16 protein-coding genes and 2 pseudogenes are annotated in these 25164 nt (G+C 70.5%); 14 read left to right on the top strand and 4 right to left on the bottom strand.

Going from position 1 to position 25164, the window contains the following annotated elements:
* Nucleotides 1-22 precede the first annotated feature (22 nt).
* Complete coding sequence (locus GFH49_RS26525) at nt 23-352, bottom strand: WhiB family transcriptional regulator (protein ID WP_155058602.1); 330 nt, start codon at nt 350-352, stop codon at nt 23-25.
* 379 nt (nt 353-731) lie between these two features.
* Between GFH49_RS26525 and GFH49_RS26520 the strand changes: the two genes are divergently transcribed.
* The 4 genes from GFH49_RS26520 to GFH49_RS26505 all read left to right on the top strand — a co-directional run bounded on the left by GFH49_RS26520 (nt 732) and on the right by GFH49_RS26505 (nt 5163).
* Entirely contained in the window at nt 732-1343 is a 612-nt protein-coding gene (locus GFH49_RS26520) for a response regulator transcription factor (protein ID WP_003948568.1), read from the top strand.
* Nucleotides 1344-1667: 324 nt separating this feature from the next.
* Entirely contained in the window at nt 1668-2255 is a 588-nt protein-coding gene (locus GFH49_RS26515; protein ID WP_155058601.1) for a sigma-70 family RNA polymerase sigma factor, read from the top strand.
* A gap of 163 nt (nt 2256-2418) precedes the next feature.
* Nucleotides 2419-3921: an IMP dehydrogenase gene (gene guaB, locus GFH49_RS26510; RefSeq protein WP_155058600.1), complete on the top strand. Its 1503-nt coding sequence runs from the start codon at nt 2419-2421 to the stop codon at nt 3919-3921.
* Nucleotides 3922-4038: 117 nt separating this feature from the next.
* Nucleotides 4039-5163 (top strand): GuaB3 family IMP dehydrogenase-related protein, encoded by a 1125-nt coding sequence (locus GFH49_RS26505; RefSeq protein ID WP_155058599.1) that lies wholly within the window; start codon nt 4039-4041, stop codon nt 5161-5163.
* A 626-nt stretch (nt 5164-5789) separates the two neighbouring features.
* On the opposite strand, the gene GFH49_RS26500 is transcribed toward GFH49_RS26505, so the two are convergent.
* Nucleotides 5790-6998 (bottom strand): nucleotide sugar dehydrogenase, encoded by a 1209-nt coding sequence (locus tag GFH49_RS26500; protein ID WP_155058598.1) that lies wholly within the window; start codon nt 6996-6998, stop codon nt 5790-5792.
* A gap of 281 nt (nt 6999-7279) precedes the next feature.
* Here GFH49_RS26500 and GFH49_RS26495 point away from each other — a divergent pair, with 281 nt between their 5' ends.
* Nucleotides 7280-8983 (top strand): glycerol-3-phosphate dehydrogenase/oxidase, encoded by a 1704-nt coding sequence (locus GFH49_RS26495; RefSeq protein WP_155058597.1) that lies wholly within the window; start codon nt 7280-7282, stop codon nt 8981-8983.
* A 67-nt stretch (nt 8984-9050) separates the two neighbouring features.
* Here GFH49_RS26495 and GFH49_RS26490 read toward each other — a convergent pair whose 3' ends face one another.
* Complete coding sequence (locus GFH49_RS26490; RefSeq protein ID WP_155058596.1) at nt 9051-10094, bottom strand: serine hydrolase domain-containing protein; 1044 nt, start codon at nt 10092-10094, stop codon at nt 9051-9053.
* A gap of 170 nt (nt 10095-10264) precedes the next feature.
* Here GFH49_RS26490 and GFH49_RS26485 point away from each other — a divergent pair, with 170 nt between their 5' ends.
* From GFH49_RS26485 to GFH49_RS26445, 9 genes and pseudogenes are all read left to right on the top strand, one after another.
* Entirely contained in the window at nt 10265-12415 is a 2151-nt protein-coding gene (locus GFH49_RS26485) for a serine/threonine-protein kinase (RefSeq protein WP_155058595.1), read from the top strand.
* Nucleotides 12416-12568: 153 nt separating this feature from the next.
* Nucleotides 12569-15634: a serine/threonine kinase C-terminal domain-containing protein gene (locus tag GFH49_RS26480; RefSeq protein WP_155058594.1), complete on the top strand. Its 3066-nt coding sequence runs from the start codon at nt 12569-12571 to the stop codon at nt 15632-15634.
* Between the two features lie 178 nt (nt 15635-15812).
* A complete protein-coding gene (locus GFH49_RS26475; protein ID WP_155058593.1) occupies nt 15813-17567 on the top strand; it encodes a serine/threonine-protein kinase in 1755 nt (584 codons plus the stop codon).
* Nucleotides 17568-17675: 108 nt separating this feature from the next.
* Nucleotides 17676-19103 carry a serine/threonine-protein kinase gene (locus GFH49_RS26470; RefSeq protein ID WP_230396507.1) on the top strand — a complete coding sequence of 476 codons (1428 nt, stop codon included), beginning with the start codon at nt 17676-17678 and terminating at the stop codon, nt 19101-19103.
* 124 nt (nt 19104-19227) lie between these two features.
* A pseudogene (locus GFH49_RS41045) lies at nt 19228-19407 on the top strand (helix-turn-helix domain-containing protein); the annotation flags it as partial.
* Nucleotides 19353-19697: pseudogene (locus GFH49_RS26460) on the top strand (RNA-guided endonuclease InsQ/TnpB family protein); the annotation flags it as partial. The pseudogenes GFH49_RS41045 and GFH49_RS26460, both read left to right, overlap by 55 nt.
* A gap of 64 nt (nt 19698-19761) precedes the next feature.
* Nucleotides 19762-19908, top strand: a complete 147-nt coding sequence (locus tag GFH49_RS26455) for a hypothetical protein (protein WP_155058591.1) — start codon at nt 19762-19764, stop codon at nt 19906-19908.
* Nucleotides 19909-20045: 137 nt separating this feature from the next.
* A complete protein-coding gene (locus tag GFH49_RS26450; RefSeq protein ID WP_155058590.1) occupies nt 20046-21659 on the top strand; it encodes a succinic semialdehyde dehydrogenase in 1614 nt (537 codons plus the stop codon).
* Between the two features lie 55 nt (nt 21660-21714).
* Nucleotides 21715-23499, top strand: coding sequence for a GMC oxidoreductase (locus GFH49_RS26445; RefSeq protein ID WP_155058589.1), 1785 nt, complete (start codon nt 21715-21717; stop codon nt 23497-23499).
* A gap of 133 nt (nt 23500-23632) precedes the next feature.
* Here GFH49_RS26445 and GFH49_RS26440 read toward each other — a convergent pair whose 3' ends face one another.
* Nucleotides 23633-24658: a cell wall protein gene (locus GFH49_RS26440; protein ID WP_155058588.1), complete on the bottom strand. Its 1026-nt coding sequence runs from the start codon at nt 24656-24658 to the stop codon at nt 23633-23635.
* Between the last annotated feature and the right edge of the window lie 506 nt (nt 24659-25164).

The following is a 25164-nucleotide window of genomic DNA, read 5'->3' as shown; positions in this document are numbered from 1 at the left end:
AGAAACGTTCCTTCAGGTGTGGTCAGTTGCTCGACGCGACGTGCTCGCCGGCCGGTGATGCCGATACCAGCCGATTGCGCGCCCGCCCCATGAGCTCTTCGCGCTCGTCCTCGGTCAGGCCGCCCCAGACGCCGTACGGCTCGCGCACCGCCAGTGCGTGCGCCGCGCACTGCGCGCGGACCGGGCACCTCATGCAGACCTCCTTGGCCGAGTTCTCGCGAGCACTCCGCGCCGCACCGCGCTCGCCCTCCGGATGAAAGAAGAGCGAGCTGTCCACCCCGCGGCAGGCAGCCAGCAGCTGCCAGTCCCACAGGTCCGCGTTCGGTCCGGGAAGGCGGGAGAAATCTGCCATTACGTGACCCCTTGTAGCCGTTCTGAGCGGATACGGTGTTCACGACCGTACATCTACGATCTAAGGAGATGAAAATATGACTCATTGCGAATCTAGCCTCAGAATCCACTTGATGGGAAGAAATGGGTCTAAATGGGTCATGGTTGTGATGAAACGTTGAGGGTCTGTCGCGCCTGTCTGCACCGTGTCCGCCCCCTCACGTAGAGTGCCGAAGACGACGCACGGCCCCGTAACTCTTTCGAGTGACCGTCGTTGAGAGTGCGGAGGCGGTTGAACCAACAGCGCTCGGGCAGGCGTCCGAGACGGTCGACCGCACAGGTGACGATTTCGTACCAGCCTGGAGGCTCAAGGTGACGTGCATCAGCTGCGGAGGACGGCCATGACATCCGTCCTCGTCTGCGACGACTCCCCGCTTGCCCGAGAGGCGCTCCGCCGCGCGGTCGCGACCGTGCCCGGCGTCGAGCGCGTGACGACCGCGGCCAACGGCGAGGAAGTCCTCCGCCGCTGGGGCGCCGACCGCTCGGACCTGATTCTGATGGACGTACGCATGCCCGGTCTGGGCGGCGTCGAGACCGTCCGGCGGCTGCTGTCCGCCGACCCCGGTGCGCGCATCATCATGCTCACCGTCGCCGAGGACCTGGACGGCGTGGCCCTCGCGGTCGCCGCCGGTGCCCGGGGGTATCTCCACAAGGACGCCTCCCGTGCCGAGCTGCGCGCGACGGTCACGCAGGCGCTCGCCGACCCGACCTGGCGGCTGGCTCCCCGCCGCCTGCGCTCGGCCGAGATGGGAGCGGCGCCGACGCTCACAGCGCGTGAGATCCAGGTGCTGGAAGGTATGAGCCATGGTCGTTCCAACGCCGAGATCGGCCGCGAGCTGTTCCTCTCCGAGGACACCGTGAAGACACACGCCCGGCGGCTGTTCAAGAAGCTCGGTGCTTCGGACCGCGCGCACGCGGTGGCGCTCGGGTTCCGCTGGGGCCTGGTTCGTTAAAGAGCTCGGTCACACAGGCTGTCGCTCGGGTGCGGGTCGTTTTGCAGCTGATCGCTCCCACGCGACGGTAGTCGCATATGGATGCAGCCCCGCGCCCCTTTGGGGCGCGGCTGCGATGCCTGTTCAAGCGGTCCTGTCGGTGGCCGCTGCTTGTTTCGCCGCGGATGCCGCATCCTTGGAGGTGTGGAGTCTCTCGGGGACGAGTCGGTCGAGCGGAAGGGGAGGGCGCAGGGGATGAGTTCCGGCGCACCTGCTCATAACGCTTCGGTGCACAACAACGGACGCGGTGCCACGGACCGGACGGCCGCAAGGCACCATGGACCGATGCGCGATGACGAGGCATCCCGTGCTCATGGGGCGATCGGAGCGCTCGTTCATCGCGCGGTCGACGGGGACGAGCAGGCGACGCACGACCTGCTCGCCCATGTCCACCCACTGGCGCTGCGGTACTGCCGCACCCGTCTGTCCCGGCTGCCGGGGGACGCGCGGCACTTCGTGGAGGACCTGGCCCAGGAGGTCTGCGTCGCCGTCCTCCTCGCCCTCCCGCGCTACAAGGACACCGGCCGCCCCTTCGAGGCCTTCGTCTTCGCGATCGCCGCGCACAAGGTCGCGGACCTGCAGCGGGCGGCCATGCGGCACCCCGGATCGACGGCGGTCCCGTCGGACGAGATGCCGGAGCGGCCCGACGACTCACTGGGCCCTGAGGAGCGGGCGCTGCTGAGCAGCGACGCCGAATGGGCGAAGAAACTGCTGGCCAACCTCCCGGAGAACCAGCGGGAGCTGCTGCTGCTGCGCATCGCCGTGGGCTTGACCGCGGAGGAGACGGGTCAGATGTTGGGAATGTCACCCGGTGCGGTCCGCGTGGCGCAGCACCGGGCGCTGAGCAGGCTGAGGGCGCTCGCCGAGCAGTAGGGGCCCTTCTTGCCCTTCTGGCTCGGCCTTCGGTGAGCAGGCGGGCCTGTCTCTCCGTACGAACATACGAAGCCGGTGGTCATCCAGAACCGTGGAATTGAGGACCTTCGCTTCCCGTTAGCATGGACATCCGCACCGATCAAGGCCATTTGGGGAAGGTGTCATGACTGCAAACGTCGACGGAGTGCCCGGTAAATTCGCGACACTCGGGCTGACCTACGACGACGTGCTGCTGCTGCCGGGCGCATCCGAGGTGCTGCCGGGCGCGGTCGACACCTCGTCCCGCATCTCCCGCAACGTCCGGGTCAACATCCCGCTGCTCTCGGCTGCGATGGACAAGGTGACCGAGTCCCGCATGGCGATCGCCATGGCCCGGCTGGGCGGCGTCGGCGTGCTGCACCGCAACCTCTCCGTCGAGGACCAGGTCAACCAGGTCGACCTCGTCAAGCGGTCCGAGTCCGGCATGGTCACCGATCCGATCACGGTGCACCCGGAGGCGACGCTCGCCGACGCGGACGCCCTGTGCGCCAAGTTCCGCATCAGCGGTGTGCCCGTCACCGACCCGGCCGGCAAGCTGCTCGGCATCGTGACCAACCGCGACATGGCCTTCGAGTCCGACCGCAGCCGTCAGGTGCGCGAGGTCATGACGCCGATGCCGCTGGTCACCGGCAAGGTCGGCATCTCCGGCGTGGACGCCATGGAGCTGCTGCGCCGCCACAAGATCGAGAAGCTTCCGCTGGTCGACGACGCGGGTGTGCTCAAGGGCCTCATCACGGTCAAGGACTTCGTCAAGGCCGAGAAGTACCCGAACGCCGCCAAGGACGCCGAGGGCCGGCTGCTCGTCGGTGCCGCCGTGGGCGCCAGCCCCGAGGCCCTGGAGCGCGCCCAGGCGCTCGCCGAGGCCGGGGTGGACTTCCTGGTCGTCGACACCTCGCACGGCCACAACAGCAACGCCCTCAGCTGGATGTCGAAGATCAAGTCGAGTGTCTCCGTGGACGTGATCGGCGGCAACGTCGCCACCCGTGACGGCGCCCAGGCGCTGATCGACGCTGGTGTCGACGGGATCAAGGTAGGTGTGGGCCCCGGTTCGATCTGCACCACGCGCGTGGTCGCCGGTATCGGTGTCCCGCAGGTCACCGCCATCTACGAGGCCTCCCTCGCCGCCCGCCCGGCCGGTATCCCGCTGATCGGCGACGGCGGCCTGCAGTACTCCGGCGACATCGGCAAGGCGCTGGCCGCCGGTGCCGACACGGTGATGCTGGGCAGCCTCCTCGCCGGTTGTGAGGAGTCCCCGGGCGAGCTGCTCTTCATCAACGGCAAGCAGTTCAAGTCGTACCGCGGCATGGGCTCGCTCGGCGCCATGCAGTCCCGCGGCCAGGCGAGGTCGTACTCGAAGGACCGCTACTTCCAGGCCGAGGTCGCCTCCGACGACAAGCTCGTGCCCGAGGGCGTCGAGGGCCAGGTGCCCTACCGCGGCCCGCTGGCCAACGTGCTGCACCAGCTCGTCGGCGGTCTGCGCCAGACCATGGGCTATGTGGGCGCGGCCACCATCGAGGAGATGGAGTCCAAGGGCCGCTTCGTGCGGATCACCTCCGCGGGCCTCAAGGAGAGCCACCCGCACGACATCCAGATGACGGTCGAGGCGCCGAACTACAGCACCAAGTGACGGGCACGCGCGCGTAGAGCACGTCGAAGGGCGGCCCCGGGACCTCCGGGGCCGCCCTTGTCGTACCCGTCGGCGATACTGGAAGACGCTGAAACGCATCAGGGAAAGGCCACACACGTGACTGAGATCGAGATCGGGCGCGGCAAGCGCGGCCGCAGGGCGTACGCCTTCGACGACATCGCCGTCGTCCCCAGCCGTCGTACGCGCGACCCGAAGGAGGTCTCGATCGCCTGGCAGATCGACGCCTACCGCTTCGAGCTGCCCTTCCTGGCCGCCCCCATGGACTCGGTCGTCTCCCCGGCCACCGCGATCCGCATCGGCGAGCTCGGCGGCCTCGGCGTGCTCAACCTCGAAGGGCTGTGGACGCGGTACGAGGACCCGCAGCCGCTGCTCGACGAGATCGTCGGCCTGCCCGTCGAGGCGGCCACCCGCCGCCTCCAGGAGATCTACGCCGCTCCCATCAAGGAGGAGCTGATCGGCCTGCGCATCAAGGAGGTGCGCGACTCGGGCGTGGTCACCGCGGCCGCGCTCTCCCCGCAGCGCACGGCCCAGTTCTCCAAGGCCGTCGTGGACGCGGGCGTGGACATCTTCGTCATCCGCGGTACGACGGTCTCGGCGGAGCACGTCTCCGGTTCGCACGAGCCGCTCAACCTGAAGCAGTTCATCTACGAGCTCGACGTCCCGGTCATCGTCGGCGGCTGCGCCACCTACACCGCGGCCCTGCACCTGATGCGCACGGGCGCGGCGGGCGTACTCGTCGGCTTCGGCGGTGGCGCGGCGCACACCACGCGCAACGTGCTGGGCATCCAGGTGCCCATGGCCACGGCGGTGGCGGACGTGGCGGCGGCTCGCCGCGACTACATGGACGAGTCCGGCGGGCGGTACGTCCACGTCATCGCTGACGGTGGCGTCGGCTGGTCCGGCGACCTGCCCAAGGCGATCGCGTGCGGCGCGGACGCGGTGATGGTGGGCTCGCCGCTCGCCCGCGCCACGGATGCGCCGGGCAAGGGGCACCACTGGGGCATGGAGGCGGTCAACGAGGAGCTGCCGCGCGGGAAGAAGGTCGACCTGGGGACGGTGGGCACGCTTGAGGAGGTGCTGACGGGTCCGTCGCACACTCCGGACGGCTCGATGAACTTCTTCGGTGCGCTGCGGCGGGCGATGGCCACGACCGGGTACAGCGAGCTGAAGGAGTTTCAGCGGGTCGAGGTCACGGTGGCTGACTCGCAGCACAAGCGGTAGCCGTTACGCCGTTCCGTCGGCGTCAGGGAAGGGCCGGTCACTCCGGGATGGGTGACCGGCCCTTTCGCATGCCCAAGTGGGGCTGGGTGGGCGGGCGTTGTGTGGGAGGGGGCGCGTGGTTGCGTTTGGGGTGAATGTGGGCTGAATGGGCGAGGGGGGGGCGGTAGCGTCGGTGATCGGCGACCCGTTCTCTGGGGCGCCCCCTTCCAAGGAGATGTTCCGGACCCCGGCCCTCGGGGCCCGGCCCGCGCTCCAGACGGACCGCCTACCGGGTCTATGGGCGGCATCGTGGAAGGGGGCGTGCCCATGGGCCGTCACCGCAAGCCCACCCGCTGGGATCGACTTCGGCTTCGGCTGGTGAAGTTCCGGAGGAGGTGTGTCTTGTGGTACTTCGGAAAGTGAGCGGCCGCCCCCAAGAGGACTAGGGGCGGACACCCGATCATTTTTCAGGAGCCTGCCACAGTGCCCGCTGTGGTGGGCTCCACCTGTTCGTACGGTACCGGACCCGCTGTCGAGCGGGTCCGGTACCGGAGATGGTGCATCTTGCGGTACTACGTCCGTAGGCTAGCGGCGACGAGCATCCCCCGCCACCAGCCCTGGAAGCTTGCGCACCCACGCGCCCCCTGTCACAACCGATGCGCGGCCCCCGTAGGCGTAGCCCCCCGCGTATCCAGCAACAGCTGCGCCTTCACCGACAGCCCTTGCAGGTCATACGTCCGGTGCTGCTGGAGCAAGATCGTCAAGTCGGCCTCCGCGGCGGCCTCGTACAGGGAGTCCGCGCGCGGGACCGGACGGTCCAGGACGTTCCAGGACGGGATGTACGGGTCGTGGTAGCTGATGGAGGCGCCGAGTTCCATGAGGCGGATGGCGATCTCCTGGGCGGGGGTGGACTGCTGGTCGGCGAGGTCGGGTTTGTAGGTGACGCCGAGGAGGAGGACGCGGGCGCCGCGGGCCGACATGCCGTGCTCGTTGAGGAGTTTGGCGGCGCGCTGGATGACGTAGCGGGGCATCTGGTTGTTGACCTGCTGGGCGAGTTCGACCATGCGCAGGGTGCGGCCCGCGCGGCCGGTGAGGTCCTGGGGGACGGAGTGGCCGCCGACGCCGGGGCCGGGCCGGAAGGTCTGGAAGCCGAAGGGCTTGGTCTCCGCGCAGCGGATGACGTCCCAGAGGTCGACGCCCAAGTCGTGGCAGAGGACGGCCATTTCGTTGACGAGGGCGATGTTGACGTGGCGGAAGTTGGTCTCCAGGAGCTGCACGGTCTCGGCTTCGCGGGGTCCACGCGCGCGTACCACCTTGTCGGTGAGGCGGCCGTAGAAGGCGGCGGCCGACTCGGTGCAGGCGGGGGTGAGTCCGCCGATCACCTTGGGGGTGTTGGCCGGGGTGAAGTCCCGGTTGCCGGGATCGACGCGGCTGGGGGAGTAGGCCAGGTGGAAGTCGCGGCCCGCGCGCAGGCCCGAGCCTTCTTCGAGGAGCGGGCGGAGGAATTCCTCGGTGGTGCCCGGGTGTACGGGGGATTCGAGGATCACCGTGGTGTGCGGGCGCAGCCGCTCGGCCAGAGTGCGCGCGGCGGCCTCCACCTGGCCGAGGTCGAGCCCGCCGTCCGCGCCCCGTGGGGTGGGGGCGCAGATGACGGCGGTGCGTACCCGTCCCAGTTCTGCCGGGTTGGTGGTCGGCCGGAAGCCCCCCGAGAGCATCCGGCGCAGTTCGGCGGGGCTGAGGGAGCCGGGCTCGGGCCCTGTCTTGTACCCGATCGTGGCGACGCCGGCGGCGACGGCGGCCTGGGCCAGGGGCAGGCCGTACGGGCCGAGACCGATGACGGCGAGATCTGCGGGCATGGCGTGGGCCGTCCTTCCCAATAGCCGAAGCGGGACAGGTGCGCAAGCCCTGTGGACAGAGTGAGCGAGCGCAATGTGAGACTAGGAGTAAATATGACCGATATACGGCATTGATTTTCCTGTGTCGTTTTGTGTCTTCTGGCGGGTCGGTGAAAGTTGTCCACAGGTCGGCGGCTGGGCGGTGGCTGGAGTCGGGCAAGACGGTCAGAATTTGGGCATGAGGGAGAGGACGGGGTTCACCCGGCGAGTGGGGCCGGCGCGACCGACAGCGGGAGGCAGCGGTGAGGACAGCGACACTGGGGCCGGTGCAGCGCGCCGAGTCCCTGGCAGCAATGGCCGAGCACGAGCTGGACCTGCTGGTGGTGGGTGGCGGCGTCGTCGGCGCCGGCACGGCCCTGGACGCGGCGACACGTGGCCTGTCCACGGGGCTCGTCGAGGCGCGTGACTGGGCGTCGGGCACGTCGAGCAGGTCCAGCAAGCTGATCCATGGCGGCCTGCGCTATCTGGAGATGCTCGACTTCGCCCTCGTCCGGGAGGCGCTGAAGGAGCGCGGGCTGCTGCTGGGGCGGCTGGCCCCGCACCTCGTGAAGCCGGTGCCGTTCCTGTACCCGCTGCGGTACCAGGGCTGGGAGCGCCTGTACGCAGGCTTGGGCGTCGCGCTGTACGACGCCATGTCGATGGCCCGGCACGGCCGGGGCCTGGCAATGCACCGCCATCTGAGCCGCCGTCACGCCCTGCGCGTCGCGCCCGCCCTGAAACGGGAGGCGCTGGTCGGCGCGTTGCAGTACTACGACGCGCAGATGGACGACGCCCGCTTCGTGGCGACCCTGGTGCGCACGGCTGCGGCGTATGGGGCGAAGACCGCCAACCGCGCGCGCGTGACCGGCTTCCTGCGCGAGGGCGAACGGGTCGTCGGGGCCCGCGTGCAGGACGTGGAAGCGGGCGGGGAGTACGAGATCCGCGCCAAGCAGATCGTCAACGCCACGGGCGTGTGGACCGACGACACGCAGGCGATGGTGGGGGAGCGGGGGCAGTTCCACGTCCGTGCGTCCAAAGGCATCCACCTGGTCGTGCCCAAGGACCGCATCCACTCGTCGACCGGCCTGATCCTGCGCACCGAGAAGTCCGTGCTGTTCGTGATCCCCTGGGGCCGGCACTGGATCGTCGGCACGACCGACACCGACTGGGACCTCGACAAGGCCCACCCGGCCGCCTCCAGCGCCGACATCGACTATCTGCTGGAGCGTGTGAACTCCGTGCTCGCGGTGCCGCTCACGCGCGACGACGTCGAGGGTGTGTACGCGGGGCTGCGCCCGCTGCTGGCCGGCGAGTCGGACGCCACGAGCAAGCTGTCCCGCGAGCACACCGTGGCGCACCCGGTGCCGGGGCTGGTGGTCGTGGCGGGCGGCAAGTACACCACGTACCGCGTGATGGCCAAGGACGCGGTGGACGAGGCGGTGCACGGCCTCGACATGCGGGTCGCCGAGTGCGTCACCGAGGACGTCCCGCTGATCGGCGCCGAGGGCTACCCGGCGCTGTGGAACGCGCGAGCGCGGATCGCCGCCCGCACAGGGCTCCATGTGGTGCGCGTGGAACACCTGTTGAACCGGTACGGCTCGATGGCGGAGGAGGTCCTCGAACTCGTCACCGCCGACCCGTCGCTGGGCGAGCCCATGCAGGCCGCCGACGACTATCTGCGCGCCGAGGTCGTGTACGCCGCCTCGCACGAGGGTGCACGGCACCTGGACGACGTGCTGACCCGGCGGACCCGCATCTCGATCGAGACCTTCGACCGGGGGACGCGCAGTGCCCGCGAGGCCGCCGAGCTGGTGGCGCCCGTTCTCGGCTGGGACAAGGACCATATCGAGCGCGAGATCGAGCACTACGAGAAGCGGGTGCAGGCGGAGCGGGAGTCGCAGCGCCAGCCGGACGACCTGACGGCGGATGCGGCGCGGCTGGGGGCGCCGGACATCGTGCCGCTGTAGGCCTTCTCGTCTCATATCACCCGAATGGGTGAGGCGCTTCGGGATCTTTGCTCGGATCCCGGCCGTTTCAAGAAGTGCGAGGGCAGAACTCGGCGGCGAGCAGGGCCGGTTCGATGTCGGGATCGGCCACCGCGTCCGTGTTGACCCGGAAGGTGAGGACACGGCGGCCGTCGACGGTCGCTGCGCTGCGCACGTAGCTGCCGGAGATCCGCCCGTTGTGCCCCCACACCGTGGTTCCGCACGGCAGCTTCACCGGAAACAGCCCCATGCCGTACGAGCCATGTGCGGTACGGGTGTCGAGCATCTCGCGCAGCCAGCGTGAGGGGAGCAACTCGCCGCCGAGCAGGGCGGAGTAGAAGCGGTCCAGATCGGCGAGTGTCGTCACCAGCTCGCCCGCGGCCCCGGCCACCCGCGGGTCGAGTTCGGTGACGTCGGAGCCGTCGGCCGCGTAGGCACGCCCGTGCGGTGCGGGCAGCGATGCGGTGGACCCGGGAAAGGAGGTTCCGGTCAGACCCAGCGGAGCGATGATGCGGCGTTCGGCCTCGGTGGCGTAGGAGTCGCCGGTGACCTGCTCGATGACCAGGCCGAGCAGGACGTAGTTGGTGTTGGAGTAGGAGAAGCGGCCGGGGTCGGCCGGAGGGTGGGTGAGTGCGATGCGTACGGCCTGAAGCGAGGTCAGGGGGACGGTACCGCCGGTGTCCGCGGTGAAGTCGTACAGGCCGCTGGTGTGGGTGAGCAGGGAACGAAGGGTCAGCGTGCGGCCGTCGTTTCCCGCTCCATGGACCAGACCCGGCAGGTGCTCGGCCACCGTGTCGGACAGGGAGAGCCGGTGTTCGGCCGCCAGTTGCAGCACCACCGTGGCGATGAAGGTCTTGGTGATGCTGCCGGCCCGGAAGCGGTCGGCGCGGGCGATTCCCTGGCCGGCGTGGGCGTAGCGGGTGCCGGTCTCCTCACGGGCGAGCAGGGCCGCGGCGGGTGCCTCACCCCGGGTGACCAGCAGCGGAAGGATCACATCCGTGAGCGGTTCGGGGTATGCCTGGGAGCCGGTCGAGGCAAGGGCGAGGAGAGCCAGGGACACAGGAACGGCCAGTAGTGTCCGTAGCGGTGGCATCGTGGGTCCTCCCTTGTCGTGGCCCATCATCCAGCCCCTTGGAACACGTGGGTCACGGAGGTTCCGGGTGCGGGAAGCCCGTGGCGGGGCCAGGGGCACCCTGGGCGTCGGGCACTTGCCGGGTGAGAGACAATGGAGGCTCTGTCAGGGCGGGTTGCTTGAGGGGACGCATGTCGGAGGCGGAGCGGGCGGGGACATCCCGTCAGGACAAGAGCGCACGTCTCCTCGCCGGGCGGTACCGGCTGGGAGATGTGCTCGGCCGCGGCGGCATGGGCACGGTGTGGCGTGCCGAGGACGAAACCCTGGGCCGGACGGTCGCCGTCAAGGAGCTCAGGTTTCCGTCCGACATCGACGAGGACGAGAAACGGCGGCTGATCACGCGCACATTGCGTGAGGCCAAGGCGATCGCGCGGATCCGCAACAACAGCGCGGTGACGGTCTTCGACGTGGTCGACGAGGACGACCGGCCGTGGATCGTGATGGAGCTGGTCGAGGGCAAGTCGCTCGCCGAGGTCATCCGGGAGGACGGCCTGCTGGAGCCACGGCGCGCGGCCGAGGTGGGTCTCGCGGTCCTCGATGTGCTGCGGTCGGCTCACCGCGAGGGCATCCTGCACCGCGACGTGAAGCCGTCGAACGTCCTGCTGGAGTCCGACAGCGACCGGGTCGTGCTCACCGACTTCGGTATCGCGCAGGTCGAGGGCGATCCGTCCATCACGTCGACCGGCATGCTTGTCGGTGCGCCCTCCTACATCTCCCCGGAGCGGGCCCGCGGGCACAAGCCGGGACCGGCGGCCGACCTGTGGTCGCTCGGCGGGTTGCTGTACGCGTCGGTCGAGGGCACCCCGCCGTATGACAAGGGGTCCGCGATCGCGACCCTCACCGCGGTGATGACCGAGCCGCTGGAGGAGCCGAAGAACGCGGGACCGCTCAAGGACGTCATCTACGGCCTGCTCACCAAGGATCCGGCCCAGCGACTGGACGACGCCGGCGCGCGCGTCATGCTCAACGCGGTGATCCACGCGCCCGAGCCGAAGGTGGCCGAGCCGGAGCCGCCGGCGGACGCGACGAAGGTCGTGCCGCTGCCGGCACAGCCGGACGAGCCGAAGGGCAAGGCGAAGGACAAGCCGAAGGGCAAGGCAGCCAAGGCGGGTTCGGCGAACGCGGATGCGGAGGAGGGTGGGCGGCTGCGCGGGACCCTGGGCTCCGGGCGGAAGGCCGCCGGATCGGCCGGGCCGGCGTCGGCGGCGGCCGCGGCCACCGCTCGTCCCAAGTCCGGCAGTGGTACGGCGGTTTCTGAATCCGGTTCGGAATCCGAGGGTGTGCCTGGGACATCGTCAGCGCAGTCGGGTACGGCGTCGGCCTCGGGCGGGTCGTCCGGGGTGTCAGGGACGTCCGGATCCTCGTCCGGTTCCTCGTCCGGTTCCTCGTCCGGGGATCGTGGCTCGAAGGGGGCGAACGCGGCTTCGGGCGGGCGGAGTTCGGGGTGGCCCGTAATGCCGCCGCCGGACCTGCCGCCGCGGCCTGCGCCTCGGGCGCCGCTCACCGATGTGGTACCGAAGCGGACGCTGGTGATCATCGCGGTGGTCGTGGTGCTCGCGGTGCTCGGCGCGGTGCTGACGTTCACGCTCGGCGGGGAGGGAGACGGTTCGGAGGGCTCGGCGAGTGGCGACGGCAAGGCCTCGGTCTCGCCTTCGGCGAGCGCGAGCGTCTCGACCAAGGAAGACGTGGGCGGGGGCACGCGTACGGACGAAGCGGCGACGGAGTCCGCGGCGACGGAGTCCGCGGGGGCGGGGTCGACGGCGGGTTCGGGGTCCGGTTCGGGGTCCGGAAGTACGCCGAGTGCCAGTGCGAGTGCGTCCGGTGGCAGTGGCGCCGGGGCCGGCGGTGTGGCCGGAGTGGCGTCGACGCACCAGGGCGGCACGTATGCGATCGGGCTGCCCACGGGGTGGACGTTCCAGGGCACGGGGGCTTCGGGCGACCGGTTCACCGGGCCCGACGGGCAAAAGCTGCTGGTCGCCTGGACGTCCACGCCCAAGGACGACCCGGTGGCGGACTGGAAGAACCAGGAGCAGAGCATGTCGCGTGCCCAGTACCAGAGGATCCGCATAGAGGCGGTGGACTACCGGGGCTGGAATACGGCCGACTGGGAGTTCACCTATGTGGAGAGCGGGATAAAGTACCGGACCGTCGACCGGGGGTTCGTCGTCGACGATGACCAGGGGTACGCGCTGATGTACACCGCGAAAGCCGCGAACTGGGACAGTGAGCTGCGTAAGGACACCTGGCAGACGCTGGCGAAGAGTTTCGAACCCAAGTCGTGAGGTGACTGGCCGGAGTAACAGGGCATGAGATCTGGGCATCACCTCATTGCGGGTTGCCTCCGGCACGTATCGTGAGTGGTTGCGAACCGTACGCATCCAGAACGAGCCGCAAGGCGAACGGATTTGACCAACCGGGCGGCCGGGGGAGGCAACGTGGACGACTATGCGGGTCGGGTACTCGCCGACCGCTACCGCCTGCCGCTGCCGCCGTCCGACGAGTACGAACTCACCGAGACCCGGGCCTTTGACACCTACAGCGGGCAGGAAGTCCTGGTCAGGCAGGTGCCGTTGCCGGAGATCGTCGAGGCGGAGGTGCTCGACGCGGAAGGGCTGCCGGACGGGTTCACAGCCCGGGACCGTGGGGCGAGGGAGCGCGGTGCGCGGCGGCCCCCGGCGCGTGCGGCCACGCGGCGGCCCACCGATCCGGCGGTGCGGCGTGCGGTGGAGGCCGCACAGGCCGCCGCCCGAATTCCCGATCACCCCCGGCTCGACCAGGTCTTCGACGTGTTCGCGGAGGGCGGTTCGCTGTGGATCGTCAGCGAACTGGTGGCCGCACGGCCGCTGGCGGCCCTCCTCGCCGAGAAGCCGCTGACGCCGTACCGGGCGGCCGAGGTCGCCTCCGACGTCCTGATGGCCCTGCGCGTCCTGCATGCCCACGGCTGGGTCCACCGCAACATCACCGCCCGCACGGTCCTCGTCTGCGATGACGGTCGCGTCATGCTGACCGGCCTCGCGGTCGGGGCGGCGGAGGAGGCCCTGTGCGGCTACGACCCGGTGCCGGCGGAGGACGGCGACACGGGTGGCGGTCCGGGCGCAGGCGCGGGGGAGAGCGGCGCTCCGGGGTTCGGTGACGGGCGCGGGGGTGGCGGGTCCGGTGGGTCTGTGGGCTTCGGTGGTGCAGGTGGTGCAGGTGGTGCAGGTGGTGCAGGTGGTGCAGGTGGTGCAGGTGGTGGTGCAGGTGGTGGTGCTGGTGGTGCCCATGGTGGTGGTGGTGCGCATGGTGCCGGGGGCTCTGGCGGTGCGGATGGCTCCGCGGGCTTCTGTGGTGCCGGTGGACCTGGTGCTTCCGGTGGGTTCGGGGGCGTCGGCGCTCCACTGAGCCCTGGTGCCTTCGGCGGACCCGGCGGCAGCGGTGGTGGATCCGCGCCCGTCGAAGTCGATCCCGAGGCTGCGCGGAGGGCCGCGATCGAGGCTCGGGCGGCCGGGGGACTGCCGGCCGTCGGGGCGGAAGCGGCGAACAAGACGGGCCCGTCGAGCGCCCTTGCCCGCAGGGCCCCCGAGGCCGGCGGTGACGTCCGGGCCGCGCGCGCCGGGGCGATCGCCGCGTATCGAGCGGGCGCCCGGGCCGCGGCCCGCGTCCAGGAAGCGCAGCAGAGCAGCCGGGCCGCGCTCCCCGGGGCACGCCCCTCCCCCGAGGGCACCCCGCACGAACCGGCCGAGGGTTCGGCACAGCGACCGTACGCCTCGGAGAGCGGGGCCCCTCGGCCGCCGTATGCCGAAGGCGGCGCTCATCGCCCGCCGTACGCCGACGGAATCGGCGCCCATCAGCAGCCGTACGCCCTCGAAGGCGACGCGCCCCGGCCCCCGTCCCCCTCCGAAACCGGTACCGACCCGTCGTCGTACCCCTCCGGCCGCGGCGTCGGAAACTCCCCGAGTTCCCTTGGCAACGGCGACGCGCCGGCGGTTCGGGGCGGGGCGCCGGGGCAGATCGCCGACCCGTACGGAGTGGCCGGAGGCTCCTGGCACGGCGCGGTGCCTCGTGGTACGCGGACGGGGGGCACTGGGCAAGGCGGCAGTGATCAAGGGGACCGTACGGCGCTTCCTCCCGGAGGGAACGCCCCCGTCCCCATGGCTGGTGCCGCTGCCCCCGTCCCGGGCGCCGACCTCCGTCCCGACGCCTCTCCGACCCCGCCCCCCAGTCGCTGGGACGACCTCGTCGCCGGGGCGCCGGCGCGGCGGGGGCCGACCACCGCGCTGGCCGCCGAGCGGGCGCGGCAGGCGCGGATGGCTGTGGTGGGCCCGGTGACCGAGCGCTGGGCGCCGGAGCAGGCGGGGCCGGTGCACGAGAACTGGCAGTTGGCGGCGCCGATCGGGCCGGCCACCGATCTGTGGGCGCTGGGAGCGTTGCTGTTCCGGTCCGTGCAGGGGCATGCGCCGTATCCGGAGGAGTCGACGGCCGATCTGGTGCAGATGGTGTGCGCCGAGCCGCCCGCCTTCGCGGAGGAGTGCGGTCCACTGCGGCCGGTCGTCGAGTCGTTGCTGCGTCAGGACCCCACCGAGCGGCTTGAGTTCGAGGAGTTGCGGGGCTGGCTGCGTTCGCTGGTGCGGTCGGCGCCCGAGCCGGAAGCCGGGGCGCATGTCGTCGCCGCGCCGCCCGTCGACGCGAGCCGGCTGCCGATCGTACGGCGCAGGGGCGAGCTGGTGCGCAGGCGGCGTGCCGGGCTGCCCGCGACGAGTGCGCACGGACGGCACAAGCGGGCGCGGCAGGAGGGCAGTTCGCCGCGAAGCCTGGGCCGTACGTTATTGCTGCTGGTGTTGCTGGTCATGGCCGCGGGGATCGCGTACGCCGTGCTGTTCCTGCCCAGGTCCGACAGCACCGGCGCCGAGGACACCGACCGGACCGGGGCCGCCGGTGAGGTGAGCCCGGAACCCGCACAGTCGCCCGAGGCCAGCAGTGAGCCGCGGCCCGACCAGACCTCGCCGGGCACGGACGGCACCTCGGAGTCGGCGGGTTCCGACGAGACGCAGACCACGGCGCCCGATCTCCCCGACGGCTTCGCGCTGCGCGCGGACCAGGAGGGCTTCGCCGTCGCCGTCGCCAACGGCTGGGACCGGACCGGGAAGAACGGGCGCGGGCAGGTCGTCTACTCGCAGGGCGACTTCGAGCTCATCGTCGTACCGGGACGGGACACCGCGGACGAGTACGGCAGCGATCCGATGGTGTATCAGCGGGAGGACGAGCCCGAGCTGCAGCCGTATCGCGACTCCAGCTGGGCCACCTCCACCGGCCTGAAGACGATTCAGGTGGGCCAGCAGACCATGGCCGAGGGGCAGTTCACCTGGACCGACGCCGACGACCGCGAGCTGTTCGTGCGCAACCTCGCGATCCTGATCGACGGGCGCTACCACGTGCTGCAACTGCGCGGCCCGGAGGCCGAGCGGGACGAGGTGACGCGGCTGTATGAGCAGGCGGCGGCGACGTACCGGTTCACGGGCTGACGGCTCGGTGCGCGGGCTGTACCGCGCCTGACACCCCTGCCTGCCGTACAGGTTCACTCCCGCGCCCGGAAGCGACAACCGTCACAGTGCCGTCTCCGTGGCACCCCCGCGGTTCCCTGCGGCCGGGCCGGTCCTTAGTCTGACCCTGTCAAAACCATTGCGGGGCAACGTGAATCAGATGCAGGGCCGGCTCCTCGCGGGCCGCTACCGGCTCGCCGATTCCATCGGCAGCGGCGGCATGGGCCGCGTGTGGCGCGCGCATGACGAGGTACTGCACCGAACCGTCGCGATCAAGGAACTGACCGCCGCGCTCTATGTCTCCGAGGCCGAGCAGGAGACACTCCTCGCCCGTACCCGGGCGGAGGCGCGTGCGGCCGCGCGGATCAACCACTCCGCCGTCGTCACCGTGCACGACGTGCTGGAGCACGACGGCCGGCCGTGGATCGTGATGGAACTGGTCGAGGGCCACTCGCTCGCCGACGCGGTGACGGAACAGGGGCGGGTCGCGCCGGCGGAGGCGGCCCGCATCGGACTGTGGGTGCTGCGCGCGCTGCGTGCCGCGCACTCCGCTGGAGTCCTGCACCGCGATGTGAAGCCCGGCAACGTCCTTCTCGCGCACGACGGGCGTGTGCTCCTCACGGACTTCGGCATCGCCCAGATCGAGGGCGACACCACGATCACCCGGACCGGAGAGGTCGTCGGCTCGGTCGACTACCTGGCCCCGGAGCGCATCCGCGGCCATGATCCCGGGCCGTCCTGCGACCTGTGGGCGCTGGGCGCCACGCTGTACACGGCGGTGGAGGGCAGGTCGCCGTTCCGCCGCACCTCGCCGCTGACCACCATGCAGGCGGTCGTCGAGGAGGAGCCCGCCGAACTGCGGCACGCCGGCCCGCTCGGCGACGTCATCACCGCCCTGCTGCACAAGGATCCGGCCGTACGGCCCGACGTGGAGGCCGCCGAGCTGATGCTCGCGGAGGCGGCGGAGGGGCGGCGGCCCAGCGGGGCGCAGGTGTATGTGCCGACGCAACATGGAGCTGCGCAACATGGCGCCGCGCACCATGAGACGGGCGCCGTACCTGTGTCGCCGGGACCACTCGGGTTTCAGGGGCCGGATGCGGCCACGCCGTACCCGCTCGTCACGGGACCGACGACGATCGCGCCGCCGACCGCTTCCGGTTCACCGACCGCCTCCGGTTCACCGACCGCCTCCGGTTCACCGACCGCCTCCGGTTCACCGGTCTCCGCGCGGTCCCAGGGGCGACGACGTCTGCGTACGCTCGCCCTGGTCGTCGTGGTCGCCGCGCTGGTCGGTGGCGGTGCGGCCGTGGCGTTCCAGGCGTGGGACGAGGGGCGGCAGACGGACGGCACATCGGCGTCTGCGGATCCCACTACCCCCACCCCAACCTCCACCTCCTCTCCGTCGACAAGTCCCACGGAGACCGGCGGCTCCCTCCCCGACGGCTGGGAGGCCGTCAACGACCCGGTCGGCTTCGGCCTCTCCCTCCCCGAGGGCTGGAAACGCTCGGTCTTCAGCGACAAGGACGGGCTCACGCAGATCGACTACAGCCCCGACGGCGGCACGCACCTCATACGTATCGCCGTCGACAGGGCACCGGACTTCGACGACCCCGTCGCGCACCAGACCGAACTCGAACTCCAGGTCTCGCAGCGGCTGGTCGACTACGAGCTGCTGACGCTGAGGGAGGACAACTACCGCGACCGGCCGGCGTCGCTGTGGGAGTACACCTGGACCGCGCTGGCGAAGGACGCGGCCTATCCGGGGCCGTATCGCGCGATCGACGAGGCGTACGTCGCCCGGGACGGCACCGAGTACGCCATCTACATGGCGTCACCCGCGGAGGACTGGCCGACCACGCGTGAGCAGTTCACGTCGGTGCTGAGGAGCTGGCGGGAGCCGACGAGTACGTCCTGAAGGAGCTGGCGGGAGCCGACGAGTACGTCCTGAACTTTCAGCCACCGCGTGCGACTTGGCCGATCGGCGCTCCGGAGGGGATCCGTCCGGTGCGGCATGATGGGGCGCATGGGGACCCAGGGGGAGCAGGGGGACGGCCGTGGGGGCGACTCCCGTGTGATCGCGGGTCGTTACCTGCTTGAGGCGCGGCTGGGCCGTGGCGGCATGGGTGCCGTATGGCGGGCGACCGACCGGCTCCTCGGCCGGCAGGTGGCGGTGAAGGAACTGCTCCTCGACGACACCCTCTCCGCGGACGAGGTCCGGCAGCAGGCCGACCGCACCCTGCGCGAGGCCCGCGCGGTGGCCCAGCTCAGCCACCCGCACATCATCGTCGTCCACGATGTCGTCGAGCACGACGAACGCCCGTACCTCGTCATGGAGTTGATCGACGGCGGCTCCCTCGCCGAGCGCGTCTCCACATATGGCCCGCTCGACGCACGCGAGGCCGCCCGGATCGGCATCGCCCTGCTCGGCGCCCTGCGTACCGCGCACGCGGCCGGCGTCCTGCACCGCGACCTCAAGCCCGCCAACGTCCTGCTGGAGCCCGCCACCGGCCGCGTCGTCCTCACCGACTTCGGCATCGCCCGGCTCACGGGCGCCCCCACGCTCACCGAGAGCGGCACCTTCGTCGGTTCCCCCGAGTACACCGCGCCCGAGCGCATGACCGGCGCCCGGACCGGACCCGAGTCCGACCTGTGGTCGCTGGGCGCGCTGCTGTGCGCGGCCCTGAGCGGCGAATCGCCGTTCCGGCGCGACTCGTTGGGCGGCGTCGTGCACGCCGTGATCGCCGACGACATACGTCCGCCCGTCCAGGCGGAGCCGCTTCTGCCCGTCGTACGAGGGCTGCTGAACCGTGATCCGGACCAGCGGCTGGACGCGGTGCGGGCCGAGCGGATGCTGCGGGACTTCCTCGACATGGGGCGACTGCCGCCGCAGGCGGTGCCGTTCCGGTGGCGGCGCTTGCTGGTGACCGCGCTGCTGGTCGCCGCTGTGGCGGTGGCGGGGGTGTCGGCGGGGGCGCTGCTCAGGAACGGCGGGGGCGGTGCGCCGGGTCCGGAAAAATCCGTGTCGGCGCCATCGGGGTACCTGGTCGTCGAGGACCCGGCGGGGTTCTCGCTGGCCGTGCCGGAGGGGTTCACGCGTCGCGCTCAGGGGGTGTACGAGTCGCGTGGAGAAACCTTCCGCCTGAGCATCCGGACCACCGCACCCGAGCCCGGCGGTCCCCTGGACGCGATGCGGCGAGCGCACGCGAAGGGACCGGACACCCACGCGGGGTACCGCGACGGCCGGATCACCGCCACCACCCACCACGGACATCCCGCCGCCCGCCGGGAGTTCACCTGGGATGCGGAAGAAGGCATGGCGAAGCGCGCGTACGAGGTGTGGTGGCAGGAGGACGGCCGGTTGTACGAGCTTCAGATGTCGGCGCCGGTGGGGAAGGCGCGGCAGGGGCGCGCGTATTTCGACGTAGCCCTCGACACGTTCACGGGGGTGTAGAACGGAAGAAGCAGACGAAAACGGCCCTTCAGGCCGGAGGTGAAGCGGATCTCGTGGTGGCGGCGCGGAGTGTCGCGGAGTTGCTCCGGCGGAGCCGGGCTGGGCTGGGCAGTGCGCGCTTTACCCGAATGCCGGTCAGCGCACCGCGCGGGCCAGGGCGTTCGGGTGCGCCCGGGTGGTGTTCAATGACGCGGTCCGTGCCCGCGAGGACGCCCGCCGGACCGGGCAGTCGTTCCCGACGGCCGGTCACAGGAACTGTCCCGCAAGCGGAAGGGATCGAAGAACTGCGGCAAGGCCCGCCTGAAGGTCGCCCGTGCCCACGCCAAAGCTGCTGACGCGGGCCGCGAGTTCCACCACCAGCTTTCCACGAGGCTGATCTCCGAGAGCCAAGGGATCGCGGTGGAGGACCTGTCGGTTGCGGGACCGGCCCGCACGCGCCTGGCCAAGTCCGTGCACGACGCCGGATGGTCGTCGTTCGTCGGCATGCTGGAGTACAAAGCGGAACGGTACGGCCGCACCCTGGTCAAGGTCGGCCGCTTCGAGCCGACCTCCCAGACCTGCTCCACCTGCGGCCTCAAGGACGGACCCGAACCCCGGCAGGAAGCCACGGATTCCCGACCGAACCCCGTGCCGCATAGCGGCACAGCAACAACGCCGCATGTACGAACTGCGCGTGGACATGCCGAAGGGGACGGCGTACGAGAAGCAGGGGACGGCGGACGAGAAGCAGGGCACGGCGTACGAGAAGCAGGGCACGGCGGCGTTCAAGGGCGCCCGTGACCGTCCTGAGATCGGGCTGAGCTGAACCGCGGCTGATCGTCTCCGCTCAACACCCTGATCAGCGGGTTTGTTGCCAGTGATCGCTGGCGCCGTGTGAGTAGTCGGTGAATCCCTATTACCGCCGGGTACACAAAGCCTCCGCCGCGGCATACCCTGCGGCTCATGACGGACTCGCAGGCCCCGGAGAAGACCGGCACCAACCCGCTCGCCCCCGCCCCCGCGGGCGCCCGTACCGCCGCCGACGTGGTCACCCCCGAGCTGATCGCGCAGCTCACCAAGGGCGTGGCCGGATCCGGCCGGACCGCCAACCACACGCCGTTCACCGGCGAGAAGCTGGCCGACCTGCCCGAGTCCACACCCGAGGACGTGCGGCAGGCCTTCGAGGCGGCCCGCAAGGCCCAGTCCGTCTGGGCGCAGGTTCCGCTGCGGCAGCGTGCCGCCGTCCTGCTCCGCTTCCACGACCTGGTGCTCGCCCGCCAGGCCGAGGTCCTCGACCTCATCCAGCTGGAGACCGGCAAGGCGCGGCTGCACGCCCACGAGGAGGTACAGGCCGTAGCCGTCGCGGCCCGCCACTACGGCCGCAGGGCCGCCGCGTATCTACGGCCCAAGCGGCACGCCGGCGCCATGCCCACGCTCACCCGCGTCACCGAACTGCGCCACCCGCGGGGCGTCGTCGGCCAGATCGCCCCCTGGAACTACCCCCTCGAACTCTCCGTCGGCGACGCGCTCCCCGCCTTCGTCGCGGGCAACGCGGTCGTCATGAAGCCGGACACGGAGACGAGCCTGACCGCGCTGTGGGCCCGGGACCTGCTGATCGAGGCCGGACTGCCCGCCGACGTCTTCCAGGTCGTCCTCGGTGAAGGACACGTCGTCGGCCCGGAAGTCGTCAAGCATGCCGACTACGTCTCCTTCACCGGCTCCACCCGCACCGGCCGTGAGGTCGCCCAGGGCGCCGCCGCCCGCCTGATCGGCGTCTCCCTCGAACTCGGCGGCAAGAACGCGATGCTGGTCCTCGACGACGCCGACATCGACAAGGCGGCGGCGGGCGCGGTCCGCGCCTGCTTCTCCTCCGCCGGCCAACTCTGCGTCTCGATCGAGCGGTTGTACGTCCATGAGTCGATCGCCGGCACCTTCCTGGAGCGGTTCGCCGCCCGCACCAAGGCGATGCGGCTCGGCACGTCCCTCGCCTACGGCGCCGACATGGGATCGCTGGTCGGCGAGCGCCAGCTGGAGACCGTCACCCGCCATGTCGACCAGGCCGTCGCCAAGGGCGCGAAGGTCGTCGCGGGCGGCGTCGCCCGCCCCGACATCGGCCCGTACTTCTACGAGCCCACCATCCTCGACGGCGTCACGGAACCCATGTCGGTCTGCGCGGAGGAGACCTTCGGGCCGGTCGTCTCCGTCTACCGCTTCAGGACCGAGGACGAGGCCGTCGAACTCGCCAACTCCACGCCGTACGGCCTGAACTCCTCCGTCTGGACGGCGAACGGCAGCCGCGGTCGCGCAGTCGCCGCCCGTCTGCGCACCGGCACCGTCAACGTCAACGAGGGCTACGCCCCCGCCTACGGCAGCGTCCAGTCCCCGATGGGCGGCATGAAGGACTCCGGCCTGGGCCGCCGACACGGCTCCGAGGGCATCCTCAAGTACACGGAGGCCCAGACGGTGGCCCAGCAGCGGCTGCTGCCGATGGCCCCCTCGCTGGGAATGGACGACGAGAGGTACGCGCAGTTCATGAGCCGCAGCCTCCGGCTCATGAAGGCGTTCCGCTTCCGCTAGAACTCACCGGTTCCCACCACCGGTTCCCACCACCCGTTCTCAATGAGGAGAACACGTGCCCCAGGACGCATACGCATACGACTACGACGTCATCGTCGTCGGCTCCGGCTTCGGCGGTTCCGTCACCGCCCTCCGCCTCACCGAGAAGGGCTACCGCGTAGGCGTCCTGGAAGCCGGCCGCCGCTTCACCCGCGAGACCCTGCCCAGGAACTCCTGGGACCTGAAGAACTACCTCTGGGCCCCCAGACTCGGCATGTACGGCATCCAGCGCATCCACCTGCTGGGCAACGTCATGGTGCTCGCCGGCGCAGGAGTGGGCGGCGGCTCGCTCAACTACGCCAACACCCTCTACGTACCGCCGAAGCCGTTCTTCGAGGACCCCCAGTGGCGTGACATCACCGACTGGCAGGCGGAGCTGCAGCCGTACTACGACCAGGCCCAGCGCATGCTCGGCGTACGGCTCAACCCGACCATGACCCCCTCCGACGTGCATCTGAAGGCCGCCGCCGAGCGGATGGGCGTCGGCGACACCTTCCACCTCGCACCGGTCGGCGTGTTCTTCGGGGACGGCAAGGACGCCGACGGGAGCACGAAGGCGGCGCCGGGCGAGCAGAGCGGCGACCCGTACTTCGGCGGCGCGGGCCCCATGCGCAAGGCCTGCACCGAGTGCGGGGAGTGCATGACGGGCTGCCGCCACGGCGCCAAGAACACCCTCAACGAGAACTACCTCTACCTCGCCGAGAAGGCGGGCGCGGCCGTGCACCCCATGACGACGGTCGTGTCGGTCACCGACGACTCGCAGGGCGGCTACGCGGTGGCCACGCTGCCGACCGACGACAAGAAGAAGGGCGAAAGCCGCACCTTCAAGGCCCGCCGGGTCGTCCTCGCCGCCGGTACCTACGGCACCCAGACCCTGCTGCACCGCATGAAGGCGACCGGGCGACTCCCGTACATCTCCGGCAGGCTGGGCGAACTGACCCGCACCAACTCCGAGGCGCTGGTCGGCGCGCAGACCGACAACCGGCGCTACCGCAAGGTCACCGGCGAGCGGAAGGTCGACTTCACCCGCGGAGTCGCCATCACGTCGTCGATCCACCCGGACGCCAACACCCATATCGAGCCGGTCCGCTACGGCAAGGGCTCCAACTCGATGGGCGGCCTGTCCATCCTCCAGGTCCCGTACACGGACGGCGCGTCACGCGTCGCGGCCTGGCTGAAGAGCTCCGCCCGGCACCCGCTCCTCGTCCTGCGCTCCCTCTCCAACCGCCGCTGGTCGGAGCGGACCATCATCGGCCTGGTGATGCAGTCGCTGGACAACTCCCTGACGACGTATCTGAAACCGGACGGCGTCGGCAAGGGTCTGCTGACCGCACGGCAGGGCCATGGCGCCCCCAATCCCAAGCAGATCAGGGCGGCCTCTCAGGCGGCGTCGACGATCGCGGAGTCGATCAACGGTTTCGCGGGCTCCAACGTCGGCGAGCTGATGGGCACCCCGCTGACCGCCCACTTCCTCGGCGGCTGCCCGATCGGCGACTCGCCCGAGACCGGCGTGATCGACCCGTACCACCGTCTGTACGGCCATCCCGGCATCTCCGTCGTCGACGGCGCCGCGGTCTCCGCCAACCTGGGCGTGAACCCCTCCCTCACCATCACCGCCCAGGCCGAGCGGGCGATGTCGTACTGGCCGAACAAGGGCGAGGCGGACCAGCGTCCCGCGCAGGGCCTGCCGTACGAGCGGCTGAAGCCGGTCGAACCCAAGTCGCCGGTGGTCCCGGCGGACGCGTTCGGCGCGCTGAAGCTGCCGCTCTTGGGGATACCGGCGGTGCCCCCGAAGAAGTGACCGCCGGCACATGAGAAGTCGGCAACAAGAAGGACCTGCGCCCCCCTCCGAGCGCAGGTCCGTCCTGTTCTTGCGTCAAGCTCTGCTTGCCTCTGCTTGCCTCTGCTTGCTCTGCATACTTCTGCTTACGCGATCACGCGTTGCCGCCCGTGGCCTTCCGGCGGCGCATCGCGAAGACCGTGCCCGCGCCGGCGACGATGGCGACGCCGCTGACCAGGCCGATGGCCGGCAGCGCGGAGCTGGCGCCGGTGTCGGCGAGGTTGCCGGTCGGCAGGTCGTCGAGGCTGCCCTGCGGCTTCTTCACCGAGTCCTTGTCGCCGTTGTCGCTCGGCGTGGCGGTGCCCGGGTCCGGGTTCGTGGAGCCGGCCTTCAGGACCTCGAAGTCGTACTGGGCCCAGCCCTCGGCGATGCAGTCCTGGCCGTCGACGCTGTCGAGGTAGGCACCGGAGCCGAAGGAGTAGGCGTCACCGGCGGGGGCCTTGGCGTCGATGCTGACGCGCAGGTCGACCGTCTGGCTGGCCTTCGACTTCAGCGTGTCGACGCCGAAGAAGTAGTCGCCGGCCCACTCGGCGTTCCCGATCCGCTCCCAGGAGCCGGACTCGGGGTTCTTGAACTCCAGGTCGACGTACGGGCTCAGGTACTTCGACTCGTCGAGCTCGTAGTTCTCGATCTCGGCGTAGAAGGCGACGTCCTCGACGTCCGTGCCGGACTCGTTGGTGACGATCAGCTTGAAGGCGTGGTACCCGTCACCCGCGACGATCTTGCCCGGCAGGCCCTTGATGTCGGCGGACACCTTGGCGTCGCTGAAGTCCTCGTCGAGGTCCTCGCAGTACGGGACGTACGGGTCCTCGCTCGGCTCGGCCGGCTCCGAGGGCTCGGGCTCGCCCGACTCGCTCTCGGAGGCGGAGGGCGTGGCGCTCCCGCTCGGCGCCGAGGACGTCGGGGCGCCGCTGGTCGGCGCGGTGTCCGTCGGCAGCGCGGTGTCGGTCGGTGTCGCCGTGGCCGTGTCGCTCGGCGTCCCGGAGGGCGTCTCGCTGACGGACTCGGAGGGAGACGGAGAAGCCGAATCCTCCGCGAACGCGGCGGGCGCGGACAGCAGTGCGAGCGGCGCTATCGCAGCCGTCACGGCCGCGGCCGCCATGGCACGGCGAAGCTTCATGCAGACCTCGGGTGATCCGGGCGCACTGCTGGTGGCAGTGTGCGGTGGGCGAAGGGCCTCGCGCTGTACGGCACACGTGTGGCCCTTGGTACGGCTGGTTTGATCCACGAGCCCTGTGAAAGGTTGTCCTCCATTTCACAGAATTCTTATGTGGCCTGGGTCACACAGGTGAGACGGGCGGATGGGCCGGACGGCTGGGAGGGCGGATGCACCATGCGGAAGGGCCCTGCTGCACCACGCAGAAGGGCCCCGCGGGTGTGAGCCGCGGGGCCCTTCTTTGGTCAGCACCGACGTCAGGGCAGCGCCGGTGCTTGGGGAGCGGCGCCGGGGGGTTGCGCCGCTTGTCTGGTATGCGGGGTCGGCGACCCGGCGCGCAAGGGGGCGCACGGGTGGTCTCGACCTTTGGCAGTGAGCCAGCACGAAGAAATGCAGTTGTTTACGGCGGAACTTTGGGGCTTGCTACGCATCGTGCTGGATGGGCGGGACCTCCGCAACCTTTTGACCCA

This window comes from Streptomyces blattellae, assembly GCF_009709555.1.
GTDB lineage: Bacteria > Actinomycetota > Actinomycetes > Streptomycetales > Streptomycetaceae > Streptomyces > Streptomyces blattellae.
Note: the sequence above shows the minus strand (reverse complement) of the source record. Positions and strands in the feature narration are given on the sequence as shown.

Coding starts and splice junctions, on each gene's coding strand:
- GFH49_RS26525 (WP_155058602.1), bottom strand. CDS start 352: ATGGCAGATTTCTCCCGCCTTCCCGGACCGAACGCGGACCTGTGGGAC.
- GFH49_RS26520 (WP_003948568.1), top strand. CDS start 732: ATGACATCCGTCCTCGTCTGCGACGACTCCCCGCTTGCCCGAGAGGCG.
- GFH49_RS26515 (WP_155058601.1), top strand. CDS start 1,668: ATGCGCGATGACGAGGCATCCCGTGCTCATGGGGCGATCGGAGCGCTC.
- guaB (WP_155058600.1), top strand. CDS start 2,419: ATGACTGCAAACGTCGACGGAGTGCCCGGTAAATTCGCGACACTCGGG.
- GFH49_RS26500 (WP_155058598.1), bottom strand. CDS start 6,998: ATGCCCGCAGATCTCGCCGTCATCGGTCTCGGCCCGTACGGCCTGCCC.
- GFH49_RS26490 (WP_155058596.1), bottom strand. CDS start 10,094: ATGCCACCGCTACGGACACTACTGGCCGTTCCTGTGTCCCTGGCTCTC.
- GFH49_RS26485 (WP_155058595.1), top strand. CDS start 10,265: ATGTCGGAGGCGGAGCGGGCGGGGACATCCCGTCAGGACAAGAGCGCA.
- GFH49_RS26475 (WP_155058593.1), top strand. CDS start 15,813: ATGCAGGGCCGGCTCCTCGCGGGCCGCTACCGGCTCGCCGATTCCATC.
- GFH49_RS26470 (WP_230396507.1), top strand. CDS start 17,676: ATGGGGACCCAGGGGGAGCAGGGGGACGGCCGTGGGGGCGACTCCCGT.
- GFH49_RS26455 (WP_155058591.1), top strand. CDS start 19,762: ATGTACGAACTGCGCGTGGACATGCCGAAGGGGACGGCGTACGAGAAG.
- GFH49_RS26450 (WP_155058590.1), top strand. CDS start 20,046: ATGACGGACTCGCAGGCCCCGGAGAAGACCGGCACCAACCCGCTCGCC.
- GFH49_RS26440 (WP_155058588.1), bottom strand. CDS start 24,658: ATGAAGCTTCGCCGTGCCATGGCGGCCGCGGCCGTGACGGCTGCGATA.